The 22697-nt window shown below is 46.0% G+C and carries 20 protein-coding genes; 5 read left to right on the forward strand and 15 right to left on the reverse strand.

Annotation, left to right across the window (positions count from 1 at the left end; translation table 11 throughout):
• Positions 1-121: 121 nt before the first annotated feature.
• From ABD744_RS07855 to ABD744_RS07865, 3 genes are all read right to left on the reverse strand, one after another.
• Positions 122-1561: an aldehyde dehydrogenase family protein gene (locus ABD744_RS07855; RefSeq protein ID WP_344797173.1), complete on the reverse strand. Its 1440-nt coding sequence runs from the start codon at positions 1559-1561 to the stop codon at positions 122-124.
• Between the two features lie 27 nt (positions 1562-1588).
• Positions 1589-3229: an acetolactate synthase large subunit gene (locus ABD744_RS07860; RefSeq protein WP_344797175.1), complete on the reverse strand. Its 1641-nt coding sequence runs from the start codon at positions 3227-3229 to the stop codon at positions 1589-1591.
• 257 nt (positions 3230-3486) lie between these two features.
• Positions 3487-4278, reverse strand: coding sequence for a CPBP family intramembrane glutamic endopeptidase (locus tag ABD744_RS07865; protein ID WP_344797177.1), 792 nt, complete (start codon positions 4276-4278; stop codon positions 3487-3489).
• 483 nt (positions 4279-4761) lie between these two features.
• Here ABD744_RS07865 and ABD744_RS07870 point away from each other — a divergent pair, with 483 nt between their 5' ends.
• Positions 4762-5925 (forward strand): 3-deoxy-7-phosphoheptulonate synthase, encoded by a 1164-nt coding sequence (locus ABD744_RS07870; protein ID WP_344797180.1) that lies wholly within the window; start codon positions 4762-4764, stop codon positions 5923-5925.
• A 120-nt stretch (positions 5926-6045) separates the two neighbouring features.
• Here the strand turns inward: ABD744_RS07870 and ABD744_RS07875 are convergent, their stop codons facing one another.
• On the reverse strand, positions 6046-6831 hold the full coding sequence (locus tag ABD744_RS07875) for a PhzF family phenazine biosynthesis protein (RefSeq protein WP_344797182.1): 786 nt from the start codon (positions 6829-6831) through the stop codon (positions 6046-6048).
• A 171-nt stretch (positions 6832-7002) separates the two neighbouring features.
• On the opposite strand from ABD744_RS07875, the gene ABD744_RS07880 reads away from it, so the two are divergent.
• Positions 7003-8424, forward strand: a complete 1422-nt coding sequence (locus ABD744_RS07880; RefSeq protein ID WP_344797184.1) for an NfeD family protein — start codon at positions 7003-7005, stop codon at positions 8422-8424.
• 2 nt (positions 8425-8426) lie between these two features.
• Positions 8427-9188 (forward strand): slipin family protein, encoded by a 762-nt coding sequence (locus ABD744_RS07885; RefSeq protein WP_344797186.1) that lies wholly within the window; start codon positions 8427-8429, stop codon positions 9186-9188.
• A 41-nt stretch (positions 9189-9229) separates the two neighbouring features.
• Here the strand turns inward: ABD744_RS07885 and ABD744_RS07890 are convergent, their stop codons facing one another.
• Together ABD744_RS07890 and ABD744_RS07895 are read right to left on the reverse strand one after the other, a co-directional pair.
• A complete protein-coding gene (locus ABD744_RS07890) occupies positions 9230-10300 on the reverse strand; it encodes a zinc-dependent alcohol dehydrogenase family protein (RefSeq protein WP_344797187.1) in 1071 nt (356 codons plus the stop codon).
• A gap of 19 nt (positions 10301-10319) precedes the next feature.
• Positions 10320-10598, reverse strand: coding sequence for a DUF1330 domain-containing protein (locus tag ABD744_RS07895; protein WP_344797189.1), 279 nt, complete (start codon positions 10596-10598; stop codon positions 10320-10322).
• Between the two features lie 93 nt (positions 10599-10691).
• Between ABD744_RS07895 and ABD744_RS07900 the strand changes: the two genes are divergently transcribed.
• Positions 10692-11627 (forward strand): LysR family transcriptional regulator, encoded by a 936-nt coding sequence (locus tag ABD744_RS07900; RefSeq protein ID WP_344797191.1) that lies wholly within the window; start codon positions 10692-10694, stop codon positions 11625-11627.
• 306 nt (positions 11628-11933) lie between these two features.
• Here the strand turns inward: ABD744_RS07900 and ABD744_RS07905 are convergent, their stop codons facing one another.
• The 8 genes from ABD744_RS07905 to ABD744_RS07940 all read right to left on the reverse strand — a co-directional run bounded on the left by ABD744_RS07905 (position 11934) and on the right by ABD744_RS07940 (position 20858).
• Positions 11934-13079 carry a cysteine desulfurase family protein gene (locus ABD744_RS07905; RefSeq protein WP_344797193.1) on the reverse strand — a complete coding sequence of 382 codons (1146 nt, stop codon included), beginning with the start codon at positions 13077-13079 and terminating at the stop codon, positions 11934-11936.
• An 11-nt stretch (positions 13080-13090) separates the two neighbouring features.
• Positions 13091-13783 (reverse strand): hypothetical protein, encoded by a 693-nt coding sequence (locus ABD744_RS07910; RefSeq protein WP_344797195.1) that lies wholly within the window; start codon positions 13781-13783, stop codon positions 13091-13093.
• Positions 13783-16077 carry a xanthine dehydrogenase family protein molybdopterin-binding subunit gene (locus tag ABD744_RS07915; RefSeq protein ID WP_344797197.1) on the reverse strand — a complete coding sequence of 765 codons (2295 nt, stop codon included), beginning with the start codon at positions 16075-16077 and terminating at the stop codon, positions 13783-13785. Before ABD744_RS07915 ends, ABD744_RS07910 begins: the two co-directional genes overlap by 1 nt.
• A gap of 1 nt (position 16078) precedes the next feature.
• Positions 16079-16570, reverse strand: coding sequence for a (2Fe-2S)-binding protein (locus ABD744_RS07920; RefSeq protein WP_344797199.1), 492 nt, complete (start codon positions 16568-16570; stop codon positions 16079-16081).
• 146 nt (positions 16571-16716) lie between these two features.
• Positions 16717-17784 carry an XdhC family protein gene (locus ABD744_RS07925; RefSeq protein ID WP_344797201.1) on the reverse strand — a complete coding sequence of 356 codons (1068 nt, stop codon included), beginning with the start codon at positions 17782-17784 and terminating at the stop codon, positions 16717-16719.
• Between the two features lie 151 nt (positions 17785-17935).
• Entirely contained in the window at positions 17936-18718 is a 783-nt protein-coding gene (locus ABD744_RS07930) for a prolyl hydroxylase family protein (protein WP_344797203.1), read from the reverse strand.
• 9 nt (positions 18719-18727) lie between these two features.
• Complete coding sequence (locus tag ABD744_RS07935; RefSeq protein ID WP_344797205.1) at positions 18728-20065, reverse strand: aldehyde dehydrogenase family protein; 1338 nt, start codon at positions 20063-20065, stop codon at positions 18728-18730.
• A 1-nt stretch (position 20066) separates the two neighbouring features.
• On the reverse strand, positions 20067-20858 hold the full coding sequence (locus ABD744_RS07940) for a CmcJ/NvfI family oxidoreductase (protein WP_344797207.1): 792 nt from the start codon (positions 20856-20858) through the stop codon (positions 20067-20069).
• A 204-nt stretch (positions 20859-21062) separates the two neighbouring features.
• On the opposite strand from ABD744_RS07940, the gene ABD744_RS07945 reads away from it, so the two are divergent.
• Complete coding sequence (locus ABD744_RS07945; protein ID WP_344797209.1) at positions 21063-21968, forward strand: LysR family transcriptional regulator; 906 nt, start codon at positions 21063-21065, stop codon at positions 21966-21968.
• Between the two features lie 37 nt (positions 21969-22005).
• On the opposite strand, the gene ABD744_RS07950 is transcribed toward ABD744_RS07945, so the two are convergent.
• Positions 22006-22677, reverse strand: coding sequence for a DsbA family oxidoreductase (locus tag ABD744_RS07950; protein WP_344797211.1), 672 nt, complete (start codon positions 22675-22677; stop codon positions 22006-22008).
• Positions 22678-22697: the final 20 nt, after the last annotated feature.

The raw sequence follows: 22697 nt of genomic DNA on the forward strand, positions 1-22697 counted from the left end.
GTTAACACTCAATAATCCAATCATTTGATCTCAATCATCGAGTGCTGCACTTATTATCTGAATTCAGGATTAAAAAAAGTTACTTAACCCATACAGAACGCAACCAGAAAAAGTACGAAAACTATTTACGGTGCTTATCCCTGATGACCAACAAACGGATTTCTGTCATGTCTTCCATCGCAAACCGGATACCCTCCCTGCCAACGCCCGAGTCCTTAACGCCTCCGTATGGCATATTGTCCACTCGCCAACTGGGTACATCGCCAATGACAACGCCGCCGACATCCAATTCATCCCAGGCTTTATTCATTTTGTAAAGATCACGGGTAAAGATGCCTGCCTGCAAACCAAATTTACTTTCATTGACACTTTTCAATGCCTGATCAAAATCCGAAAACTTACTTAAAACAACCACAGGGCCGAAGGCCTCTTCGGTGACCAACTGAGCATTCTCCGGAACGGACTCAAGAACGGTCGCTTCTAACATCGCCCCATCTTGCGAGCCTCCGGCCAACAAAACGCCACCCATTGTCAACGCCTCATCCACCCAGCCTTTAAGTCGATTTGCTTCTGATAATGAAATCATCGGCCCAACAAACGTATCTTCGTCTTTAGGGTCCCCCATTTTTAAATGCTTCACTTGCTCCACAAATCGCGACTTGAACTCATCGTAAAGCGCGTCGTGCACCATGATTCGCTGAACACCAATACAACTCTGGCCGGACTGATAAAAAGCACCAAAAATAATACGCTCTATGGCATCTTCCAGATCATCAGTGTCTTCATCTACAATGCAGGCTGCATTACCGCCCAGCTCTAAAATCACCGGTTTTTTTCCTGCCCTCGATTTCAAATCCCAACCGACGTCGGGAGAGCCTGTAAAACTCAGTAGCTTCAAACGATCATCCACAGTAAACAGATCCGCCCCATTTCGGCTACAAGGCAAAATGGAAAACGCACCTTTGGGCAAGTCAGTTTCAGCCAACACTTCGCCAATGATCAAAGCACCAATCGGTGTTCTACTCGCCGGCTTTAATACAAACGGACACCCTACCGCCAATGCAGGAGCAACCTTATGTGCAGCCAAATTCAAAGGAAAGTTAAAGGGTGAGATAAAAGAACACGGACCAATCGGAACTCGTTTGTACATGCCACTGTAGCCCCGCGCCCGTGGCGCAACTTCCAGATTCATGATCTCGCCCCCCATACGAACCGACTCTTCTGCTGCAATCCGGAACGTATCTATTAATCGGCTTACTTCTCCTCTAGCATCCTTAATCGGTTTTCCCGCTTCAATACAAAGTGCCATAGCCAATTCATCAAATCGTTCTGTAAATCTTTGAACACAATGATTAAGAATATCTTGCCGTTCATACGGTGCCATCACTCTAAGTGCTTCCTGGCTTTTAACTGCAGCTTCAATGGCCTGATCAATGGCTGCTTCATCCGCTAACGCCACCTTGGTCGCAATCGCTCCCGAGTATTTATCAGTTACATCCAGACTTTCGTTAGCGTATACAGCTTCATTTGCGAGATAATAAGGGTAATTATTCTTCAACATACCAAACACCTTAATCCTTCTGGTTCGTTAAACTTTCGCGCTTAATTTACGTAATTGATTATTTAGAATTTCGTCGTTTTCGCTGTAATCAATTGGAACATCAATCAAGTGCACCGCGTGGTCTTCCATGCACTGTAGAATGAGAGGCAACAGCTCATCGGCGGCCTGAACTCTGTGCCCTTTACCTCCGTACGCTTGAACGTACTTCACAAAGTCCGGGTTGCCGTAATCCAGGCCAAATTCGTCAAATTGCATATTCGCCTGTTTCCACTTAATCATTCCGTAAGCATCATCCCGAAGAATGAGCACAATCAGATGTTGGTTTAAACGAACAGCCGTCTCAAGCTCCTGGCTATTCATCATAAAGCCGCCATCTCCACAAATAGAAATCACAGGCCGATCAGGGTGAACCAGTTTTGCAGCCATCGCGGAAGGCAAGCCAGCGCCCATCGTGGCCAGTGCATTATCCAGTAACACGGTATTCGGCATTTGAGCTTTGTAGTTTCTTGCGAACCAAATCTTATAAACACCATTATCCAACGCAATAATGCCATTTTTCGGCATGGCTCTTCGTACATCCGCTACAAGGCGCTGAGGAAAGATAGGAAACCGGTCATCATTACAACCATGAGGCAATTCTTTTTCTTCAGCCGCTTTAACTTTATCAAAATAGCTAAAGTCCCAGTGGCTTTGGGGTTGTAGGTTTTCAAGAATCGACCACACACTGTTCGCAATATCTCCAATCACTTCAACCTGGGGAAAGTAGACAGGGTCAACTTCGGCTGCGTTGTAGTTAATATGCAAAACTTGCTTGTCGTTATTTCTCATGAAAAAAGGCGGTTTTTCGACAACATCATGACCCACATTAATGATTAAGTCTGCGTGTTCTATGGCCCTATGGACAAAGTCTCCATCAGATAATGTGGTATTCCCCAAGAAGAGAGGTTTCGTTTCATCCACCACCCCTTTCCCCATTTGTGTAGTCACGAAAGGAATGTTCATTTCATCCACTAACCGGGTGAGCATTTTACTGGACATTTTCCGATTGGCAGCCGCTCCGATCAAAACCAACGGTGTTCTTGCAAGCTCGATCATATCAACCGCTTGCTTGATGGATTTTACTTCTGCAGTAGGCCGTCTTATTTTGCTTTCAGGGATCAGGTTCGGGTTGGTTTCTTCACAGGCAATATCTTCAGGTAATTCAAGATGTGCAGCACCCGGACGTTCCGCACTGGCCATTCTGAAGGCCTCCCGTACTTGAGATGCAATCCGTTCACCACTCACAATTTGAGCGGTATATTTGGTTAGAGGACGCATCATATCAACCACATCAAGCACCTGAAACCGCCCTTGTTTACTGGCTTTTATCGGCTTTTGACCTGTAATCATCAACATTGGCATTGCACCAAGTTGAGCATAAGCCGCCGCTGTAACTAAGTTTGTTGCGCCAGGGCCAAGTGTCGACAGACATACACCCACTTTACCGGTTAATCGACCATAAGTTGCAGCCATAAAACCGGCAGCCTGCTCATGACGGGTTAAAATCAACTTGATAGTCGACGTTCTGAGAGACTCCAATAAATCGAGATTTTCTTCACCAGGTATTCCAAATATGTATTCCACGCCCTCTTGCTCTAACGCTTTTACAAACAAATCCGAAGCTTTCATCAGTTAAACGTCCTTTTGTGAATTTCATTTAAGACTAGCAGCCTGAAACTGCTTTAAAATGAAATTAGTATTAAGGAGCGTGTGACAAATGTCTGATTGAATTTAGTAATCGACCTCATTAAAAGACCCAGCCGTTCCAATTATTTAAGTCTGAACCACTTGGTTTTATGCAACCACCTGTTTTCTTTGATTCATAACTCCAACAACCGATAAACAATATAAATCAATAATTTATAGCACACACCCATCTAATCACATTAAGTAATGTCTTTTTCACTATGCTCTGAACTGGCGCTAAACAACCGGGAGATCAACAAAACGCCGACCACAGACAGAGCAAAGGTCAGGAGATTCATTAAAAGAGAATTGAAGTCTTCTTTGGGCCAATAATAAGCAGACATAAACGCCAGAGAGTTATTGATGACATGTGCCAGGATGCAAGGCCAAAGCGACCGGGTCAGATAAAATAACCATCCGATAAAGCAGCCCAGAAAGAAAGCAGATGGCATCTGATACCAGTTCAAATGCACAAATGAAAATAACAACGACGAAAGTAAAATGGCGTTCTTAGGCGCATAATGATAAAGAAAGCTTCTCAGGATGAGGCCTCTGAACAATATTTCCTCAAGCACTGGCCCAATGATGCAAACACTTAACACAGCAAAAATGTCCGGCCGTAACATGTTTGAAAGCACCATGAGACTGTCTCTGTCTTCAGGCACAAAATAGACAATGACCGTAATTAAATCGGAATACCACCATGTTGCGGCAATGAATATCAACATCAGCAATGGCAAGGTAACCACGATCGTACTTTTCACAGAGTTACTCGATGAGTGAAAAACCTGAGCATAATTAATACCCGTCATCGACATTAGAATTGTAATTAAGAATCCGGTACTGACAAAAACAACCACATTTGAAATGGCACCTCCAGACCCCACACCTATCCCAAAATCGTGAATAGTGATAGCTACAATGTATTCAAATGCAAATAACAGAATTGTGGCGCCCAATGCTTCCACAAAGTTGATCGGCTTAAGCTTCATCTCAGTCCCTGAGTTAATATTTTTATAATTGAGACACCATTCTACCTGACATCGTGATTGATTAAATCAGAAGTCAGAGTTTATCCGATTTAAAGTAAAACCGGTTGCATTCCTCAGATTGGAAGTTATTATTCAGGTATGAATATTAAAAACGCACTAAAAATGAACATAGAAAAAACCAGCCTACTTCAAAGTGGCTCTTTTTCTGCGTCCTTACAAAATGCGTTTTCATCAACTAAACAAGTAACTGTTTATTGGTACTTTGCTGAGTATTTCTTTGGCTATTACTTTAGCCAACAGCTGGGCCAACGTTGAGATAACATAAAAAATTCAACAGGCAGCCCGGCAAAATCAGCCGACTGCCAAGAGAACCCCGATTAGCAGTCAGCTGGTCGGGGTTTTTTTATGGTTCGTTCAAACACACCATATTTGCTGTACGAACACTTTTGGGGATCAACAAATTTAAACTTAAAGGAATAAATGATGAGTACGAACGTAAACCACGCTATGACAACGCCAACCAAATCTGTGAGTTCAGTTGCCCCTGCTGCCAACGATGAAACCAGTAAGAAGACCATGGCCAACAGCCTTGCTGTGAGGACGTTACCCACACCAAGGCAGCTAAAGAAAGCAATCCCCCTAAATGAAACATTAAGTGTTCAAGTAGATCAGCACAGACAACAAATATCGGATCTTTTATCCGGAGCGACTGCAGAATCTAACAAGTTCCTGATCATCACAGGCCCTTGCTCCCTTCATGATGAAGAAGCGGCTTTGGATTACGGCCGTCGTTTGAAACTCTTGAACGATCAGCTTTCTGATAAATTACTCATTGTGATGCGCACTTACATCGAAAAGCCAAGGACAACCACTGGCTGGAAAGGACTTGCTTATGACCCGGAAAGAAACGGTAATGGCAACATTGAGCTGGGATTAACTCGCTCAAGATCGGTATTATTGAAGCTGGTAGAAATGGGGCTGCCTCTAGCGGTTGAAGCATTGAACCCAATGACCATGCAATACATTGATGACTTAATCAGCTGGACTGCGATCGGTGCACGCACCGCCGAATCCCAAATTCATCGTGAAATGATCAGCCATCTGGCTATGCCTGTGGGTATAAAAAACGGTACCGACGGTTCAGTCGACACAGCGGTTAATGCGATGATTTCTGCCAGCCGAAGCCATCACTGCTTAGGAACCGACATCGACGGCAATATCGTCATGCTTGATACGCCCGGAAATCCGGATACTCACGTGGTACTGCGCGGTGGCCGCAATCTGACCAACTACGATGCAGACAGTATTCACCGAACATTAGCTCAGCTTGAAAAAGCAGTGGATGAAAACACACTGCACCCAAAAGTAATTGTTGACTGCAGCCACGACAATGCTCAAAAAAAGCACGAGCGCCAGGTCGATATCGCCATTGAAGTCATCGAACAACGGGTTGGATTAGGTAAAAATGCACCTAACCAAGGCATCGCAGGAATTATGCTGGAAAGTTTCATCGAACCAGGAAAGCAAGGGATGAGTGGCCCGAATCAAGACGGCAACTTATGCTATGGCCTTTCCATCACAGACCCTTGTTTGGGGTGGGAACAAACAGAGAAATTACTGAAGGCCTTACACGCTAGAATGGCCTAAGGGCTTGAGCCATTTAAACATCAACCGTTTTTAGGCTTACTGGTAATCGGCCTATCAATTGCGCCCCGGAGTATATTTTCTTAATCTCCGGGGCTAAAGACTCTGTACGGGAAAAAGAAATTAAACCTTAATGGTTCCTTCCATAAAAGTAACAGCACGTCCCGAAATCTTTACCCTATCCCCTTCCAACTTACAAAGCAGTTCACCACCCCTTGAAGACAATTGAAGTGCACTGAATTCATTTTTACCAAGCTTCTCCGCCCAATAAGGAATTAATGAACAATGCGCAGAACCCGTCACAGGGTCTTCAAGAATGGACGCCTGAGGCGTAAAAAACCGAGAAACAAAGTCTACATCTCTACCTTTAGCCGTTACAACAACGCCACCAGGGTCAATATTAATTTGATCAAAAATCGCTTTATTAACCTCCAGGTTTCTTATTTCGTCTTCACTTTCAAACACCAATACATAGTCCCGAGATTTTAAAACAGCCACCGGTTTGAAATTGAGAGCACTTAAAATTGAGTCCGGAGCCGCAGAGCGCTCAGGAGGCCTTGAGGGGAAATTTAAAGTTAATATCGCATCATTAACCTCTACGGCTAACGAACCGCTTTTTGAATCAAAATGAATCACAGAGCTTGGATATTCAAGATGCTTACTGATAACGTGAGCCGCTGCTAAAGTGGCATGACCGCAAAGATCCATTTCAATTTCAGGCGTAAACCAACGAATATCAAAGCCGTGTTTGTTAGGCACAATAAACGCCGTTTCCGCCACTGCATTTTCCATCGCTATGTTTTGCATCATGTCATCCGTAAGCCAGGATTTCAATGGACACACTACCGCAGGATTGCCACCAAAAGTCCGATCTGTAAAAGCATCTACTTGGTAAACCTCTAGTTTCATTTTATTTTCCTTTTAAAAAATGCATTGTAACGAATACTTATGCCCTTTTAACAAAAATACTCAATCAACACATACCCACTAACCAGCGGTCGACTTTTCATCGCAATTATCACACCCATCTTAAGAATGACTATCATTAACTAAAGTGCTTTTGTTAAAGCGAAATTTTCTATGTCTGGCATTTTAAAAGTCTGGATTATCACTCTTCTGCTCGCTTTCCTTGCTCCCCAGGGGCATGCAAGCCCGGCTGCTTGGGTGATTGATATTAAAGGGGCTATCGGGCCTGCAACTTCAGACCATATGATACGAGGACTAGAGTTTGCCAACGAGCAAAATGCTCCTTTTGTCATCCTTAGAGTGGATACCCCCGGCGGACTAAGTTCAGCCATGCGTCAAATGATAAAAGCCATTTTGTCATCAGAGATACCCATCATTGCGTTTGTATCGCCAAGCGGAGCCAGAGCTGCCAGCGCCGGAACATACTTATTGTATGCAAGTCATCTTGCTGCAATGGCACCTGCAACCAACCTGGGTGCGGCCACACCGGTACAAATAGGCACACCATCATTACCTGAATTGCCTAAAACCCCCACACCAAAAGAAGAGTCTCCGGATAGCCCTAACGATCAGCCCAACAATCAAGCCAACAATCAAGCCAACGATCAGCCCAAGGATTCAGAAACGAACTCGGAACACTCAGCGACCAGTGCCATGGAGCGAAAAATAATTAATGACGCCGTAGCCTATATACAAGGGCTGGCGGAGTTAAGACAACGAAACAAAACATGGGCTAAACAAGCCGTTGTGAAAGGCGCTAGCATTTCCAGTGAGCAAGCATTAAAAATCAACGTCATAAACTACATCGCTGAAAGCATCCCGGATTTACTTGACCAAATAGATGGCCAAACCATAGTTATAAATCACCGGGATATCCGAATCCAATCTCAAAAAATCGACGTTTATTATCACCCCATCGATTGGAGAAGCGAGTTTTTAGGGGTAATCACCAACCCTAATGTCGCATACATTTTGTTATTAATCGGTATTTATGGATTGATTTTTGAGTTTTCAAATCCCGGCATGGCCGTGCCTGGCGTTATTGGCGCGGTATGCCTGCTACTTGCCATGTACGCTTTTCAGGTTCTGCCGGTTAACTATGCCGGACTGGCTCTGATCGTGCTTGGGCTAAGCTTAATAATCGCTGAAGCATTCATTCCCAGCTTTGGCATTCTGGGTTTTGGTGGCATTGCGGCCTTTGTAATGGGTTCAATTATCTTAATGGACACGAAGGTGCCTGGATTTCAAATTGCTATCCCATTAATTGCGTCCATCGCTGCCGCTGGCGCACTTCTTTTACTCATCACCTTGATACTGGTGGTTAAAGCAAGACAACAAAAAGTAATTACCGGCACATCTCAGCTGGTAGGGTCGTCCACCTCAATAGAACGAATTCATAACGGCGTTCCTTATGTTCGTCTAGAAGGTGAATTGTGGCAAGCAGAGAGTCATCAACCACTGGACACGGATGACAAAGTCAAAGTCACTTCTGTAGACGGTTTAATTCTTAAAGTTGATAAATTACCTGGAGAGTAGATATGCACTTCATCGCTGGATATTACGGCTTCTTTGTTCTTATCTTGATCATTGTAGTGTTGTTTTACATATTCCGTGTGCTTCGTGAGTACGAACGTGGCGTGATTTTCATGCTTGGCCGTTTCTACAAAGTGAAGGGACCTGGATTGATTATCGTCATCCCTGTGTTGCAACAAATGGTGCGGGTGGATCTGAGAACGGTGGTTATGGATGTCCCGACTCAAGATGTTATTTCACGGGACAATGTTTCGGTCAAAGTGAATGCAGTCATATATTTCCGGGTCGTAGATCCCAATAAAGCAATCATCAATGTTGAGAATTTCTTAGAAGCGACCAGCCAGCTGTCTCAGACCACGTTAAGATCAGTTCTGGGTCAGCACGAGCTGGATGACATGCTTTCAGAACGCGAACAGTTAAATGCAGACATCCAAACTATTCTGGACAAACAAACAGACGCTTGGGGAATCAAAGTTTCTAACGTCGAAATCAAGCATGTTGATTTGGATGAAAGCATGGTACGTGCAATTGCAAAACAAGCCGAAGCCGAAAGAGAAAGACGCGCCAAAGTTATCCACGCAGAAGGTGAATACGAAGCCTCTGAAAAGCTATTAAAAGCCGCAAAAGTGCTGGATCAGCAACATCAAGCCCTCCAGCTTAGGTACTTACAAACACTGGTGGAGGTTGCCGGTGACAAGAGCTCCACCATCGTCTTCCCCATGCCAATAGACATTCTGGAAGGTCTGAATAAACATAGAGAAAAGTGAACAAAAAAGTTTACTTGCCTTAATATGTATTAGTTCGGATTTTATAGGGTCAGGTCGACTACGATTTTGCCCATTTGCTGATTCGACTCCATATATTCGTGCGCTTTTGCAATATTATGAAAACTGAATACTTTATCAATTTCAGGAATTAATACACCTGACTCAAACAACGGCATTAGAAACGCTTTTGCGTGCTCAAGTCGGGTCATATCCTGAGTCAATTCGAACAAAGTATAGCCTCGAATAGTGAGTCCTTTTGCCAATGCAGTAAACAACGGGTATGGAGTTTCAGCGCCATCCAAAGCCCCGTACTCAATGATCATGCCTCCCTGCCCTGCGACTTCCGCTAAGTCAGACAACAACGGGCCTCCAATCGCATCAAATATTAACGCAACGCCTTCACCCTCTGTTAACTGTTCGATAGTGAACACCAAGTCTTCCTGATCGGTCACCACAACATGATCAGCGCCTTTATCCAGAAGAAACTGTTTTTTAGTTTCACGACGGGTCGTCGCGATCACTTTAGCACCACGACTTCTGGCAATCTGAATAGCAGCAACACCGACACTGCTACTTGCTGCTGTAATCAACACAAACTGATCTCTGGCTAATTTTCCAATATCAATCAACGCGCCATAAGCGGTGATGTATTGCATCCATATTGAAGCACTTTGAGCCGCTGTAAAATTAACAGGTGATTTAACCACCGCATAAGAAGGCACGTTTGCACTCTCACCATAAACTCCGAATTTACTCATTGAAAAGGCAGGTACAGTGCTGACGAAGTCCCCCACCTTAACATTTGTAACCTCACTCCCAACGGCCTCGACAACACCAGATGCCTCGTATCCCAATCGGGAAGGTAACTCTGGCGTTTCAATGTATGCGCCATTCCTGAACATAACCTCTGCACGGTTTAGACCGATGGCCCTTACTTTGATTTGCACTTCGTCTTTTTCTGGCGCAAGAATCGGTAATGTTTCCATTCTAAGAACCGAAACATCACCCGTCTGATGAAAGCGTACTACTTTGGCATGCTCTGACGAAGCCTCTCGGTTTTCTTCAGAAAGGTCCGTTTGCGTATTCGAAATTTCTAGATTTTGAGTGCTCATTTAATGATCCTGAACTTGTTTAACCAATAATATGAAATTGGCTGTCCATGCCTTGATCTCTGATTGGAATGATTTCCTGGTAAGCGTCCGAGTTATACCACTTCACGGCACTGTCTTTATCCGGAAACTGAATAACAACTTTCGTTTGAAATGCAGACTCCCCGTGTAATGCCTCAATCGGCCCCTTCCCGACAAACTCGCCACCAAAGGGAACCAAAGTCGCGCCAGCCATGCTGCTGTACAAACTTAGTTTTTCTTTGTCTTTTGGCGTTAAATCAACAACGATCAATGCAGTCATTTGCTTATTTCCTTTGTGAGTTGAAGTTGACACAGCATAGAGAAGCATTAATTATTAAACAATTACCATTAACTTAACCCAGTGTTTAATTTTATGAACAGTGTAAAACTTATCCCCTCTCTTTTAGTCTTTGCAGAAGTCGCTAACCAACAATCTTTCACTGGTGCGGCAAAACATTTGGGCATGAGTAAATCAGCAATCAGTCAACAAATAAGTCGATTGGAGAGTGATATTGGCCAGCAACTGCTCTCAAGAAATACACGCGGCATGTCTTTGACTGCAGCAGGAAAGCGGCTTTTAGGCCGTTGCGAATTGTTAAAGGATCAAGTTAATCTTGCTTTGGATGAAATCAATGACAGCCGAGAAGAGCCTTCAGGTAGCTTCGCTCTGACCATTCCTCATTCATGTGAAAAAAGCATTGTTATTCCGGCATTGCGACAACTCTGTATTGAGTTCCCTAAAATAGAACCTGAGCTGTTAGTCACAGACACGCCAACCGATCTTATCCAAAATAAACTTGATGTATCTATTTATGGTGGCGAGTTAAAGGACAGCAACTACAGAGCACTGCCGATAGGTACTTGCGTTGAAGTCTTTTGTGCAACGCCTGCCTATGTTCAAAAATATGGTCAGCCAGAATACAAAGAGGATTTAACCAATCATAGAGTTATTGGAAATTCATGGCAGACGAGTCCTCTGCCTGTCTTTAAGAACAATATGCTTGCAGAAAAGGAGCTGATAGAGCTCAGATACTTTGCTAAAACGAATACACTGCCAAGTGCTTTAGAAATGGTCAGTCAGGACATGGGCATTTCATTGTTGCCGGAATTTGTGGTTCAAACAGCCATCCAGGACGGGCAGTTGGTTCGGGTGCTTAATCATTATCGTGGCAGTCAATGGCCCTTCTATATGGTTCACCGCTTCCATGGAGATAAACCCGTGCACATCAGCCGTTTCTACCAACTCATCAAACTGTATTTTTCGAAAGCGAATTCAAACATAAGCCAACATAGCAAAGGCAGTACTTAGATTTGATATTCGGGTATTAAAGTTATTCTCTGTCTCGCCCCTATCTGAAATTCCACGTTATTAACATTACTGAAACAATCGCTACCACTTCATCATAGGTGCAGGATTAAGAGGATGCCTTACGAACCACTTTGCAGCTCGTCGCAACAACATTTTATGAAAGCCTGCGTTGGGAAACTATTCTGGTACTGTCTCAACCGTTTCTCTACTCATACACAAAATTTCGGAATGTTTCATTTCTGAACCCTTAACGGTTCGATGGCTATTGATCATAGATTAGTGAAAAAGCTGAAACCTGAAATACCATCAAAGAAACAGCGCGCTAAGAGCTTGAATCAGATACTTCACATCGTCCTCAGAGGTATAACGTCCAAAACTGATTCGTAATGAAGAATGAGCAAGATCAGCTGAACGCCCCATCGCCAGAAGTACATGAGAAGGCTTTCGATCTGCAGATGAACACGCAGAGCCTGACGATACCGCGAAGCGTTTCAAGCGCATCATCAGCTCTTCACTGTCTCTACCAGGAAACGATAGATTTAGAATGCCTGGATAATGACGGTCTTGATCTCCGTTTATGATCACACCGGACAAGCCAGATACAGCGTCAACCACCCGATCATAATACGCTTGTGAGGTGTTCAAATCGGCGTCCATACGCTCCATTGCAATCTCACAGGCCTTACCCAGGCCAACAATTTGTTGTGTCGGAAGCGTACCGGAGCGCATACCCTTCTGATGGCCTCCCCCGTGAATCAAGGACATCAAAAGAGACTGAACCTCTTTTCTTACAAACAATGCCCCAACACCTTTTGGCCCATAGAATTTATGAGCAGACAAAGACAGTAAATCAATGTTTGAAGGATTCACGTCAATGTTCAGTTTTCCAGCGCTTTGTGCTGCATCCACATGAAATAAAACTGATTTTGATCGGCATAACTCACCAATCTCAGTTATGTTCTGAATCACACCCGTTTCGTTGTTTACATGCATCAGACTAACCAACAAGGTATCGTCCCGGATCACAGAGAGCACTTGATCCTTGCTGATTGTCCCCTGCTGATCCGGGGTCAAATAGGTGATACTGAATCCCTTTTGCTCTAGAAAAGCACAGACATCCAACACCGCTTTATGTTCAGTCGCAGAGGTTATGATATGACGCTTGCTGTTGTCAGGATGCAACGCCAGACCTTTCAACGCCAGATTGATGGATTCAGTCGCACCGGAAGTAAACACCAATTCAGAAGGAGCAGCACCTATCAACTTAGCCACTTGCACTTTAGCGCCGTCAATAAGTTCTGCTGAGTCCCAACCAAAAGGATGATACACAGACGCAGCGTTGCCAAACGAACCGTCAAATGACATGCAGTGATTCATTGCCTGAATCACTGCAGGGTCAACCGGTGTCGTGGCCGCATAGTCCAGATAAATACATGGATGATGTGCCGTCATAAATCACCTGTTTAGTTAGGACAAGGGGCACCTTGGTCGATCCAAAGCTGCATAGCAGTGACAAACTCTTGATGTGTACCAGGAGCAGGCGACCGCCCTGGTCCAGGATTCCATGCCCAACGAATCAAAGGATCGTCACTGACATGATGAACGAACTCTTTTTCAAAGGTCTTCATATCATCACGGCTACCACGGAAAGCCAAAAAGCTGTTCTTGCCTGGGTCTAACCAGTTTTCACACAACTGCTGCGGCGAAATATCGGCAGGCACTATCATGGTCGGTGGCGGCATGTGCCAGACAAAGCCCGGCATCAGATCGTTCGCTGCCCCCGGTGGCATACCGGGTGAAGCGCCATTCTTGTTTTGGTGACAACTTCTGCAATTGACCGGCTGGGTCGAGTTGGGCACCTGAACAAAGTGATGGTTTTCTAGGGTTAACCTAAGATTATTGGCACTGCTGATGTTCATTGGATGCGGCCGACGTTCGTCGCCCACGGTTGGCCGATGAACACCACCGTCCATAACGCCATGACAATTACTGCACCTCGGATGTGTAGCCACTTGATGCAGATATTCAAATGCCGTTTCACCACTTGGTGACGCCTTATAGTCCTTATAAGCATCACTAAAAGCCGTGTTAGACAAGACAAAGACACTAAGGATTGCCAGTAGATAACGCCAAGCGAGAGTAAACAAAGAAACCATCACACCGTCTCCTTATTTAATGCATCAAGTACATGTTGCGGCTTCATTGGTAAATCACGCAGACGGACACCCACAGCGTTAAACACCGCATTACCAATGGCCGGAGCTACGCCGATCACGCCTGGCTCACCGAGTCCGGTTGGCACCTGATCACTTTCGACCAATTCAATATCCAACTCGGGCGCATCATTCATACGCAATGGCAAGTAGCTATTTAGGTTTACATCCTTCACCTGACCTTGTTCAATTTCGGTGAATTCGTGCAGTGCCAGACTCACACCCCAATACGCACTGCCTTCGAGCTGAGCCAAGGCACCATCCGGATGAACAATCACCCCGGCATCCGCCACCATAGTGACTTTTTTAACATCGATCTTGCCCGTAGAACGATCCACCTTCACGTGAGCAGCCGTTGCAATCCAGGCTGGCATGGTGCGTTCCTGACCGGCAGTGATAGCGATACCAATGCCTTCATCAGCAGGTAATGACTTACCATACCCTATACGTTTCACCAGCCGTTCCAGAGTGTTCTTCAAGCGCAATGCGCCACCCACACTTTCTGGCGCACGTCCAGCCTGCTTACCTTGGCCATCCAACATTGACAGTCGGAACTGAACTGGGTCAACGCCAGCTTTATGGGCAATCTCATCTATGAAGGATTCCAGCCCCCATACAATCCAGCCTTGCCCAACCGAACGCAGCCAGCCCGGTAAAAACGTTTGTTGAGCCAAAGCGTTGTTAATGGCTCTGGCCCGATGGTTTCTCATGCTGTACCAATGGTCAGCACCACTGGCAGAAAAGGGATCGATCTTGCCCTTCTTATCGACACTTTCCGGCATAAAGCCAGGCGCCATCGTCAGAGTTGGCCAACCTGCTGAAAAGGCATGTTCCAAACCTGTCAGTTGCCCTTGCGCATCCAAACTTGCATCTAAGCGCGCGACCGATGGTGAACGCACTTGATCAAATCGGGAGTCATCCTCTCGGGTGAACAACAACTTAACCGGCTTGCCAATCTGCTTCGCCGTCAACGCTGCCGGGATCAAATAATCACCCCACAAGCGACGACCGAAGCCTCCGCCCAGGTAGTATTGATGCATGATTACCTTATCTTGCTCCACCCCTAAAGCTTTAGCCAAGGTGGGCAAGGTCAGCGACTGCCACTGGTTTCCACCGTGAACATGCCAAATACCCTTATCAAAATGAACAGTGGCATTTAACGGTTCAAGTGCAAAGTGCAACGCCGTATTAGTTCGATAGATGGCATCTAAATGTTTGTCTGCGGACTTACTGGCACCAGGAACATCGCCCTCATCCACAAATAAGTAGCCTTCAGAACGATCATTAACCTGACGCTCACCTTCATCAAGAATATCTTGTTCGGAAACCTTGGCCGTCGGCCCGGCCTGATACGTCACCTTCACCAAGTCCGCTACTTTCATCGCAGTTGGATAATCCGACGCCAACACGGATACCCAGCCTTGTAGCGTCTCACTAGGGTCTTTCAGGATTTCATAGCCGAGATAACCCTTAACCGCTTTTGCCTTACTGTCATCCACCGTGACCACTTTGCTGCCATAGCGAGTTGGCGGCACAATCGGGCGAGCATAGACCATCCCCTCGATTTCAACGTCGATTCCGTATTTTGCTGTGCCATTGGTTTTCGCAGGAATGTCTAACGCCTTAAAGTGACCGCCAATTAATTTATGATTGGCCTTCGCTTTAATAGGCATTTTGGCCAACGCTTCTTGATCAAACGTCTGGTTAAACTGACCTTTTTGAACCAATTCCCCAAAGCTCACCTTACCTTTTGGTGTCAGAACATGGCCATGCTCAGTTGTGCAGTCTTTGGCAGAAACCCCTTTAAGTTTCGCTGCAGCGTCAATCAAGGCAATCCGACCGGCAGCCCCCGCTTGGGAAAGCGGTTTATATGAGGTAAAAATCGACCAGGAGCCCCCGGTCACCATAAAGCCCCATTTTGGGTCTGTATCTACATGGTGAATACTCACTTGTTCCCAGTCTGCACCCAGCTCATCCGCAACAATACGAGCCAATGCCGAACCGACGTGCTGACCCATTTCTGCCTTTGAGATATTCACTACAACCTCACCGGAGCCTTTAATTTCAAACCAAATAGTCGGTGAGAAGACTTTATTTTTAAGGGACTCGGTAGCAGATACCGTAGACGCCATCACCCCCGGTGCAAACGCCATCATTAACGAACCACTGACCGAACCAATCAGAAAGTTACGGCGAGAGATAGTACTTTTGTGTTTCAGTGCTTTTAATGATCTCATCTTAGGCCTCCAACTCTTTATCCGTCTGCGGTTCATAAATTCCCACGCTTGAATCTGCAGCAGCTCGCTTTACCGCTTTTTGGATACGCTTATAAGCCATGCATCGACATAGGTTGGCACTCATGTGATTGACGATGTCCTGATCACTGGGGTTGGGGTTGTACTTCAGCAAGGTAGCAGCCTGCATAATCTGACCTGACTGACAGTAACCGCATTGAGGCACCTGCTCTTCCACCCACGCTTTTTGCATTGGGTGTTCATTGTTCAAACCTTCAATGGTGGTCACCTGAGTGCCCTTTACCAGTCCCACAGGGTAAGAACAGGAACGAATGGCGTTACCATCCACATGCAAAGTACAAGCACCACACATGGCTATACCACAGCCGAACTTAGTGCCTTTCAGTTTAAATTCATCACGAATTACCCAGAGCAATGGGGTATCTTCGGCCGCATTGGTCGTCACTTTCTGACCATTGAGATAGAACTCGATCATTACCTTCTCCTAATCAATGCATTTCCTCTGAAGGGAAACTCTTGTTGGTCGTGCTGCTGTTTGTCGTACTAATATGTTTCTTACTTATATGTGTCGTGCTAATGGCTTTGGTGTCTGAACGTGAACTGAACCTCTCAAACTGCACTCTATCCGTTACTCACTAACTGTTTAGTTAGCCGATCTTCGGGCGCTAATGTAAGGCTCAGAGATTGAGCTGAACGCCCCTCCAACACCGCCTGGCACTCGGCAAGAATCGACAAGGCAATGCTCTCCGGAAGCTCTCCGCCTAGATCAAGGCCAGCAGGCCCAGCGACATACCGAGCCAGGCGTTGAAAGCGATCAGACGTATTAATACCTGCGTTGTCTAACACCTGCTGACGTCGATGAACTGGCCCTAACATCGCCAGATAATTCAGTTCAAAAGGAGCCAGCACCTCCACTGCAGAAGAATCCAGAGTTATGCTATGGCTCATGACAACTGCTGCGTCTACTGGATAGGTGTTGAGGTACTGGCTAAGACAGTCGATACCATGCCGGAGTAAATGATCGACCGATTCAAAAAAGCTAGGCCGTGCGTTTGCAGGCCTCGGGTCCCAGACCGTTGTTTGCCATCCCAACTCTGAAGCCATGTGGGCCAGTGGTCTGGCATCGACGCCACCACCAATAATCAATAGATGAGTTCGAGGTTTCACGGGAATAGGCAACGAATACCCGCTTAGACCAAGCAGATGACCAGATGGTGAACCCGTATCTGTATTTTTTTGATCATCCGCATGAAATTGATTCGCCAAGCCATCGCCACTTGCACGCGTATCAAGGACGTAAACGCCGCCTTTGCCTGAGGCTAATGCGTGGTGCATGTGTTCCAACGCCAGATAGTCGTTATGTTTCGTAATTGGCTGCAACAAGATATCGACAACACCGCCACAACCAATGCCTAACTGAAAGGAGATGTCATCTTCATCGTTACCGTCATAAGTCACTGCTTTAGGTTGCCCCGTTAACATCACCTTTCGTGCATGCCGTTGAATGTCGCTCTCAAGACAGCCACCACTGAGCAAGCCCAATTGATCCCCCTCACCGCTGAACAACATCATGGCTCCAGCCTTACGATAGCTGGAGCCCTGTGTCCGAACGACAGTACCTAATACCCACTCTGTTTGATCCTTACGATCAATCCAAATCGATAGAAGATGTGAAATATGATTTGCCATCAGCTCTACTCTTCGCTACCACGTTTAATGAGTTCAACTCGAAGAAATGCGGGCAATAGTTCACCCTCCCGGCAGTATCCAAGAATTGAAGATTAAAAAAAATTAGTCACCTTTTGGTAACCACCCTAAGAACCAGGGTGGTCAATCTTGATCACTCAAGCTCAAACAACATATCGGTACGTATGATGTATTTAGTGCCTTTGCGGATCGGCTCTGAGCTGTGCAAGCAATGCAACGGGTGACGTCCATGAGGAAAACACAACACACCACCCGCTGGCGTACGCACATCCACCGTTTTAACGGAGGCGTTTCTACGTGCTGGCTGTGTTGGGTCATCAGCGTTAACCAGGAAACGTGTGGCCCCGCCTTCGAAGTCCTCGCTTAACAAAATCAAGAAAGTCATCTGGCTATAACGGTCGGGATACGCGTTGGTAATCAATTCGCGATCAATCACTCGAGATCCCGGCCATGCACCATCAATGTGGTTTTTGAAGAAGTCACCTTCGCCATAGCGATAAAAACGAAACCGAGCGTTTATTCCAACCGGACGTTTCCCGTCGAAAGCATCCAGCTGGGTATTCGCTAATTGCTCAACCCGCTGCCAGATCAGCTGATCAGTGGTTTGATCCGTCACCCAGGTTACGTTGTCGTTATGACGAACTTCTCTGGGTAACGACACTGCCGCGTCTTTGAGATAGCCCAAGTGTTCAGTAATCTCGATAAAGCGCTGGCACTCTTCCTGTGAAAGGACATTCAGTAATTGATAGGCTGCTGGCACCTCGGGCACGTCTTTTCTGATAATCACAGACGTATCGTAATTTTTGTCCAGCCTCACCGGGTTAGGCTGCTCATTTGCCCAGGTCGGTAACGATGGATTCTCAGCCCCTGGTTCGCGGGCTACGACATAAAATGACGAAGTTTCTTCATTCTTCATAGTTTGCTCCTAAAAATTGATCACCCGAACCTGACTGAATTGTCGATGCCCTGCTTTTGAGCCATGAAACCCAAAGCCGCTTTGTTTAGCCCCTACCCAAGGGCTATCCCCTGGGCCACCAACACCCTGATTTACTGAAACCATGCCAGCTTCTAGCTGTTCAGCGACTGCTGCGGCATCCTGTCCGCCAAAGACCACCGCCCCTAAGCCATAGATGGAATCATTAGCGCGCTCGATAGCTTCCTCAACATGCTCAAATTCGGCCATCGCAACAACCGGCCCAAAGGTTTCTGTTTGTTCCAGTTGCATATCAGGTGTCATACCAGCAACGACGGTAGGCTCCACAAACGGTAATGTATAATCGGCCTGCCCCATCAGAAAACGCGCACCTTTCTGCTCCGCATCCTGTAATTGACTTACCACCCGCTGATGCTGGTCAGCAGAGGCTAATGGCCCTATGTTTACACCCGGTTCATCCCACCCACCTGTTAGGTAGTATCGGGCATGAGCCATGACTTGCTGATAAAAAGTATCAGCAATACTTTGATCCACATAGACGCGCTCTGTTGACGTACACATTTGGCCTGCGTTCTCAAAGGAACTGGCTACCGCAAAACGTGCCGCCGCTTTGATATCGGCGCTAGCCAGAACAATCATCGGATCATTACCACCCAATTCCATCACCAAGCGTTTCAGTTGAGGCGCCGCATTGGCCATGATGTTCCGACCTGCGGCAACGGAGCCTGTAAAGGCAATCATCTGTATGTCGGACTGAACCAGTGCTTGCCCGACTTGCCCATCACCATGAACAATTTGCAGGACACCGTCAGGTAACTGGGACTGTAGTGTTTGAATGAATAAATCCGCTACCAAAGGTGTGTGTTCGGAAGGTTTCAAAATCACACTGTTGCCAGCGACCAACGCAGGAATCAACAAATTGTTAGCCATCGCCAAAGGGTAATTCCACGGAGAAATAACCCCGACTACTCCCAAAGCTCGATACTGCAACTCACTTTTGGCCGCCAAGCGTTCCGGTTGAAACGCATCAACGGCCTCTTCAATCATGTAAGCCGCACTTTGCACCACACCATGCGCCTCATAGCTGGCGCGACGGAAATCCTTACCCATTTCCTGACTGATCAAAGTAGCCAGCTGCGCCTGATGGGGCAGTAACTTCTTATAAGCATCAGATAATTGTTGCGCGCGCTCTGAAAGCGCACGTTTGGCCCAAGCCTGTTGTCCGACTTTGGCCCGTTCAACGGCCTGCGTCAGTTGCTCTTGCGTGGTAACAGCCACATCCCCCACCACAGATTGATCTAGAGGGTTCACCGAATAAAGACGACTCATATTAGTGATCCTCAAAGAACGCAATGGTGCGAATTTCTAGACTGCTTCGCAGTGCACTAGGGTGTGCAGCTTCTATCGGATCAACGGCGGTGTGCGGCACCCCGTTGAGCTTGGTGCCCATTTCACTATCGAAGACTTTGATTAATAGCGCTTCTCCCGGCGCCATCTCAGAAAAGTAATACCATTTGTGATCAGGGTTATATGAAATTGCAGCAATTTCACCTTCGCGATCTGGATACAGAAGCCTCAACGGATGGTAATCCGATTCCTTGGCCGTACTGATATCGACCATAGCCAAAGGCGATTCTTCCACCTTGTGATAGATAGGCATCCAAAGGTTGATGAATTGAAAACGTTTCTGTCTTAACTCCGGACGCGAAATCGTTTCTTGATACAAACGGTGTTCCGCAGAATTTGAGGTGTAATCGTTGTGAGCGGTTTTTACAGGCGAACGGTGCTGAGTCGTTTTCTCACTAGCTGCTTTAGATCGAAATGTATGATCAAAGACCAGAACCTCAGAAGCCCCCAAACGGGATTTCAACCACGACGAGACAGCCGGAAGCAGATCGTCTTTAATACCAGAAGAACTATCGAAACGATCATAGTTAAAATCAACCTCAACCAACTCGAAGCCTGAAGCACTCAACGAGAATCGGGTGTTTGCAGCTCGCCCATCCTCAATATCAATCAATCTTTGCTCTATACGGTCACTTAACTGTTCGCTGCCGGGACCAAGATGTCGCTGGTCATACACCAAATCTCGCCCTGGCTTTACATAATTAACGGTAAACATAACCCTCTCCTGACCTATTCAGATCACTTACATTATTTAAAAGCGATTTTAAGAGCCCATAGATACAAACAAAAACAAGATATAAATGTTATTGATACAACAAAAACTTGTATTAATAACATCAACCACTAACATGACTTACCAACAGACATTTTTACCAACCGACATGAGTTACCAACTGACTAGCTAAAAACAGAGAGACAAGTGAGCGCGCTTAGTAGAATCGACATTAAACAACTCAGGGTTCTTCACGGCCTTCTTCAGGAACGTAATCTGTCCAGAGTTGCCAATCAGTTGGGTGTCACCCAACAAGCCGTCAGTGATCAATTGAAAAAACTGAGAACAACCCTCGATGATCGCTTGTTTATTCGCACCAGCAATGGCGTCATTCCTACGCCTTATGCGGAATCACTGCAACCGAAGATAGACCATATTCTGAAGGCCCTTGAGGATTTACTCACGCCCGACGAGTTGGATCTTCAAGCGATCAATAAAACATTTACGATCAGCTCCACTGATTTAGAACAAGTCGTGATTCTGCCTCATCTGGTGAAAATTCTGCGCAGAGAAGCGCCGGGCGTAAAACTGGCAATAAAGAAACTGGAGCTAGACCAATTAGCTTCCGCACTGTTAACCGGAGAAGTGGATCTCGTTATCAGTAACCCGGATTTCGTGCCACCCAACTACCCCTCACAATGTTTATATGTTGAGGAGTATTGCTGTGTCGCCTCTTGTGATAACCAGCAGGTTAAAGATGAGATGACAATCGCAGAAATCGCTCAAATCCCTCAGTTAGTAGTTTCCCCTTCGCGAGGTGATTTTACTGGTGCCGCCAACCAATGGTTTCGTGAACAAGGCCACCCGAGAAATGTGGTGCTTTCAGTCCCAACCTTTACAGCTGCAAAAGCGTGCATTGCACAAAGTGATCTCTGTGGTTTTATACCGTCTCGTCTTCTGCCCAATGCGAACCTGAAGAGGATTACATTAGATAAAAACATTCCGGGCTTTGAAGTCATCTCTGTTTGGCATCAACGATCCAGCCAAGACCCGCTTCATCGCTGGATTCGAGATCAATTGCTCAAGATAACAGACAAAAAAAGAGAGGCTTAATCAGCCTCTCTGCTAGGGAAGAAAAAGCGGTTCGCGCTCAAACTAGCTCCTCTGCAATTACTCGCTCTAATACTGATTTAAAGGTATCGATCTCCTGAGCGCCGGTCAAAGTAACTCCATGGTTAAAGATGAAAGCCGGAACCCCCTGAAAACCATAGCTTAACCATTGCTGCTCTAATGTTTGAATTATTTGGTGCTCCGTATCGTCCCCCAAAAGCTGTCGAGCTTCATCTGCATCAAACCCTACGGATGCCGCGATATCGACTAATTGATCAGAGTCCGAAATGTCTTGCTGATGAGTGAAGAAGGCTTCAAAAAGCGCCTGGGACATAGCCTCTTGCAAGCCTTTTTCTTTCGCCTTATGAATTAATAAATGAGCCTTGCGAGTGTTATACATCCGCATTTCATCAAAGTAGTTAAAACGAAAACCCAGCTCTGCACCTAACTCGGTCAGATGCTTTCGTGCTGCAATACTGCCTTCCAGTGTCGTTCCATACTTTGCCGCTAGATGACTTCGTAAGTTCTCACCCTCCGGACTCATCTGTGGATTCAACTCAAACGGATGCCATTCAATACTGATCTTGTCTTCTAATTGCAGCTCCTGAATGGCCTTTTGTAATCGCTTATAGCCAATCACACACCAAGGGCAAACGACATCAGAAAGAATATCAACCTTCAACAAAGTTGAATGATTCAACGGACTGTTCATTTTTCACCTCTCAGCTGAGT

The organism is Litoribacillus peritrichatus (genome assembly GCF_039537985.1).
Taxonomy (GTDB): Bacteria; Pseudomonadota; Gammaproteobacteria; order Pseudomonadales; family Litoribrevibacteraceae; genus Litoribacillus; species Litoribacillus peritrichatus.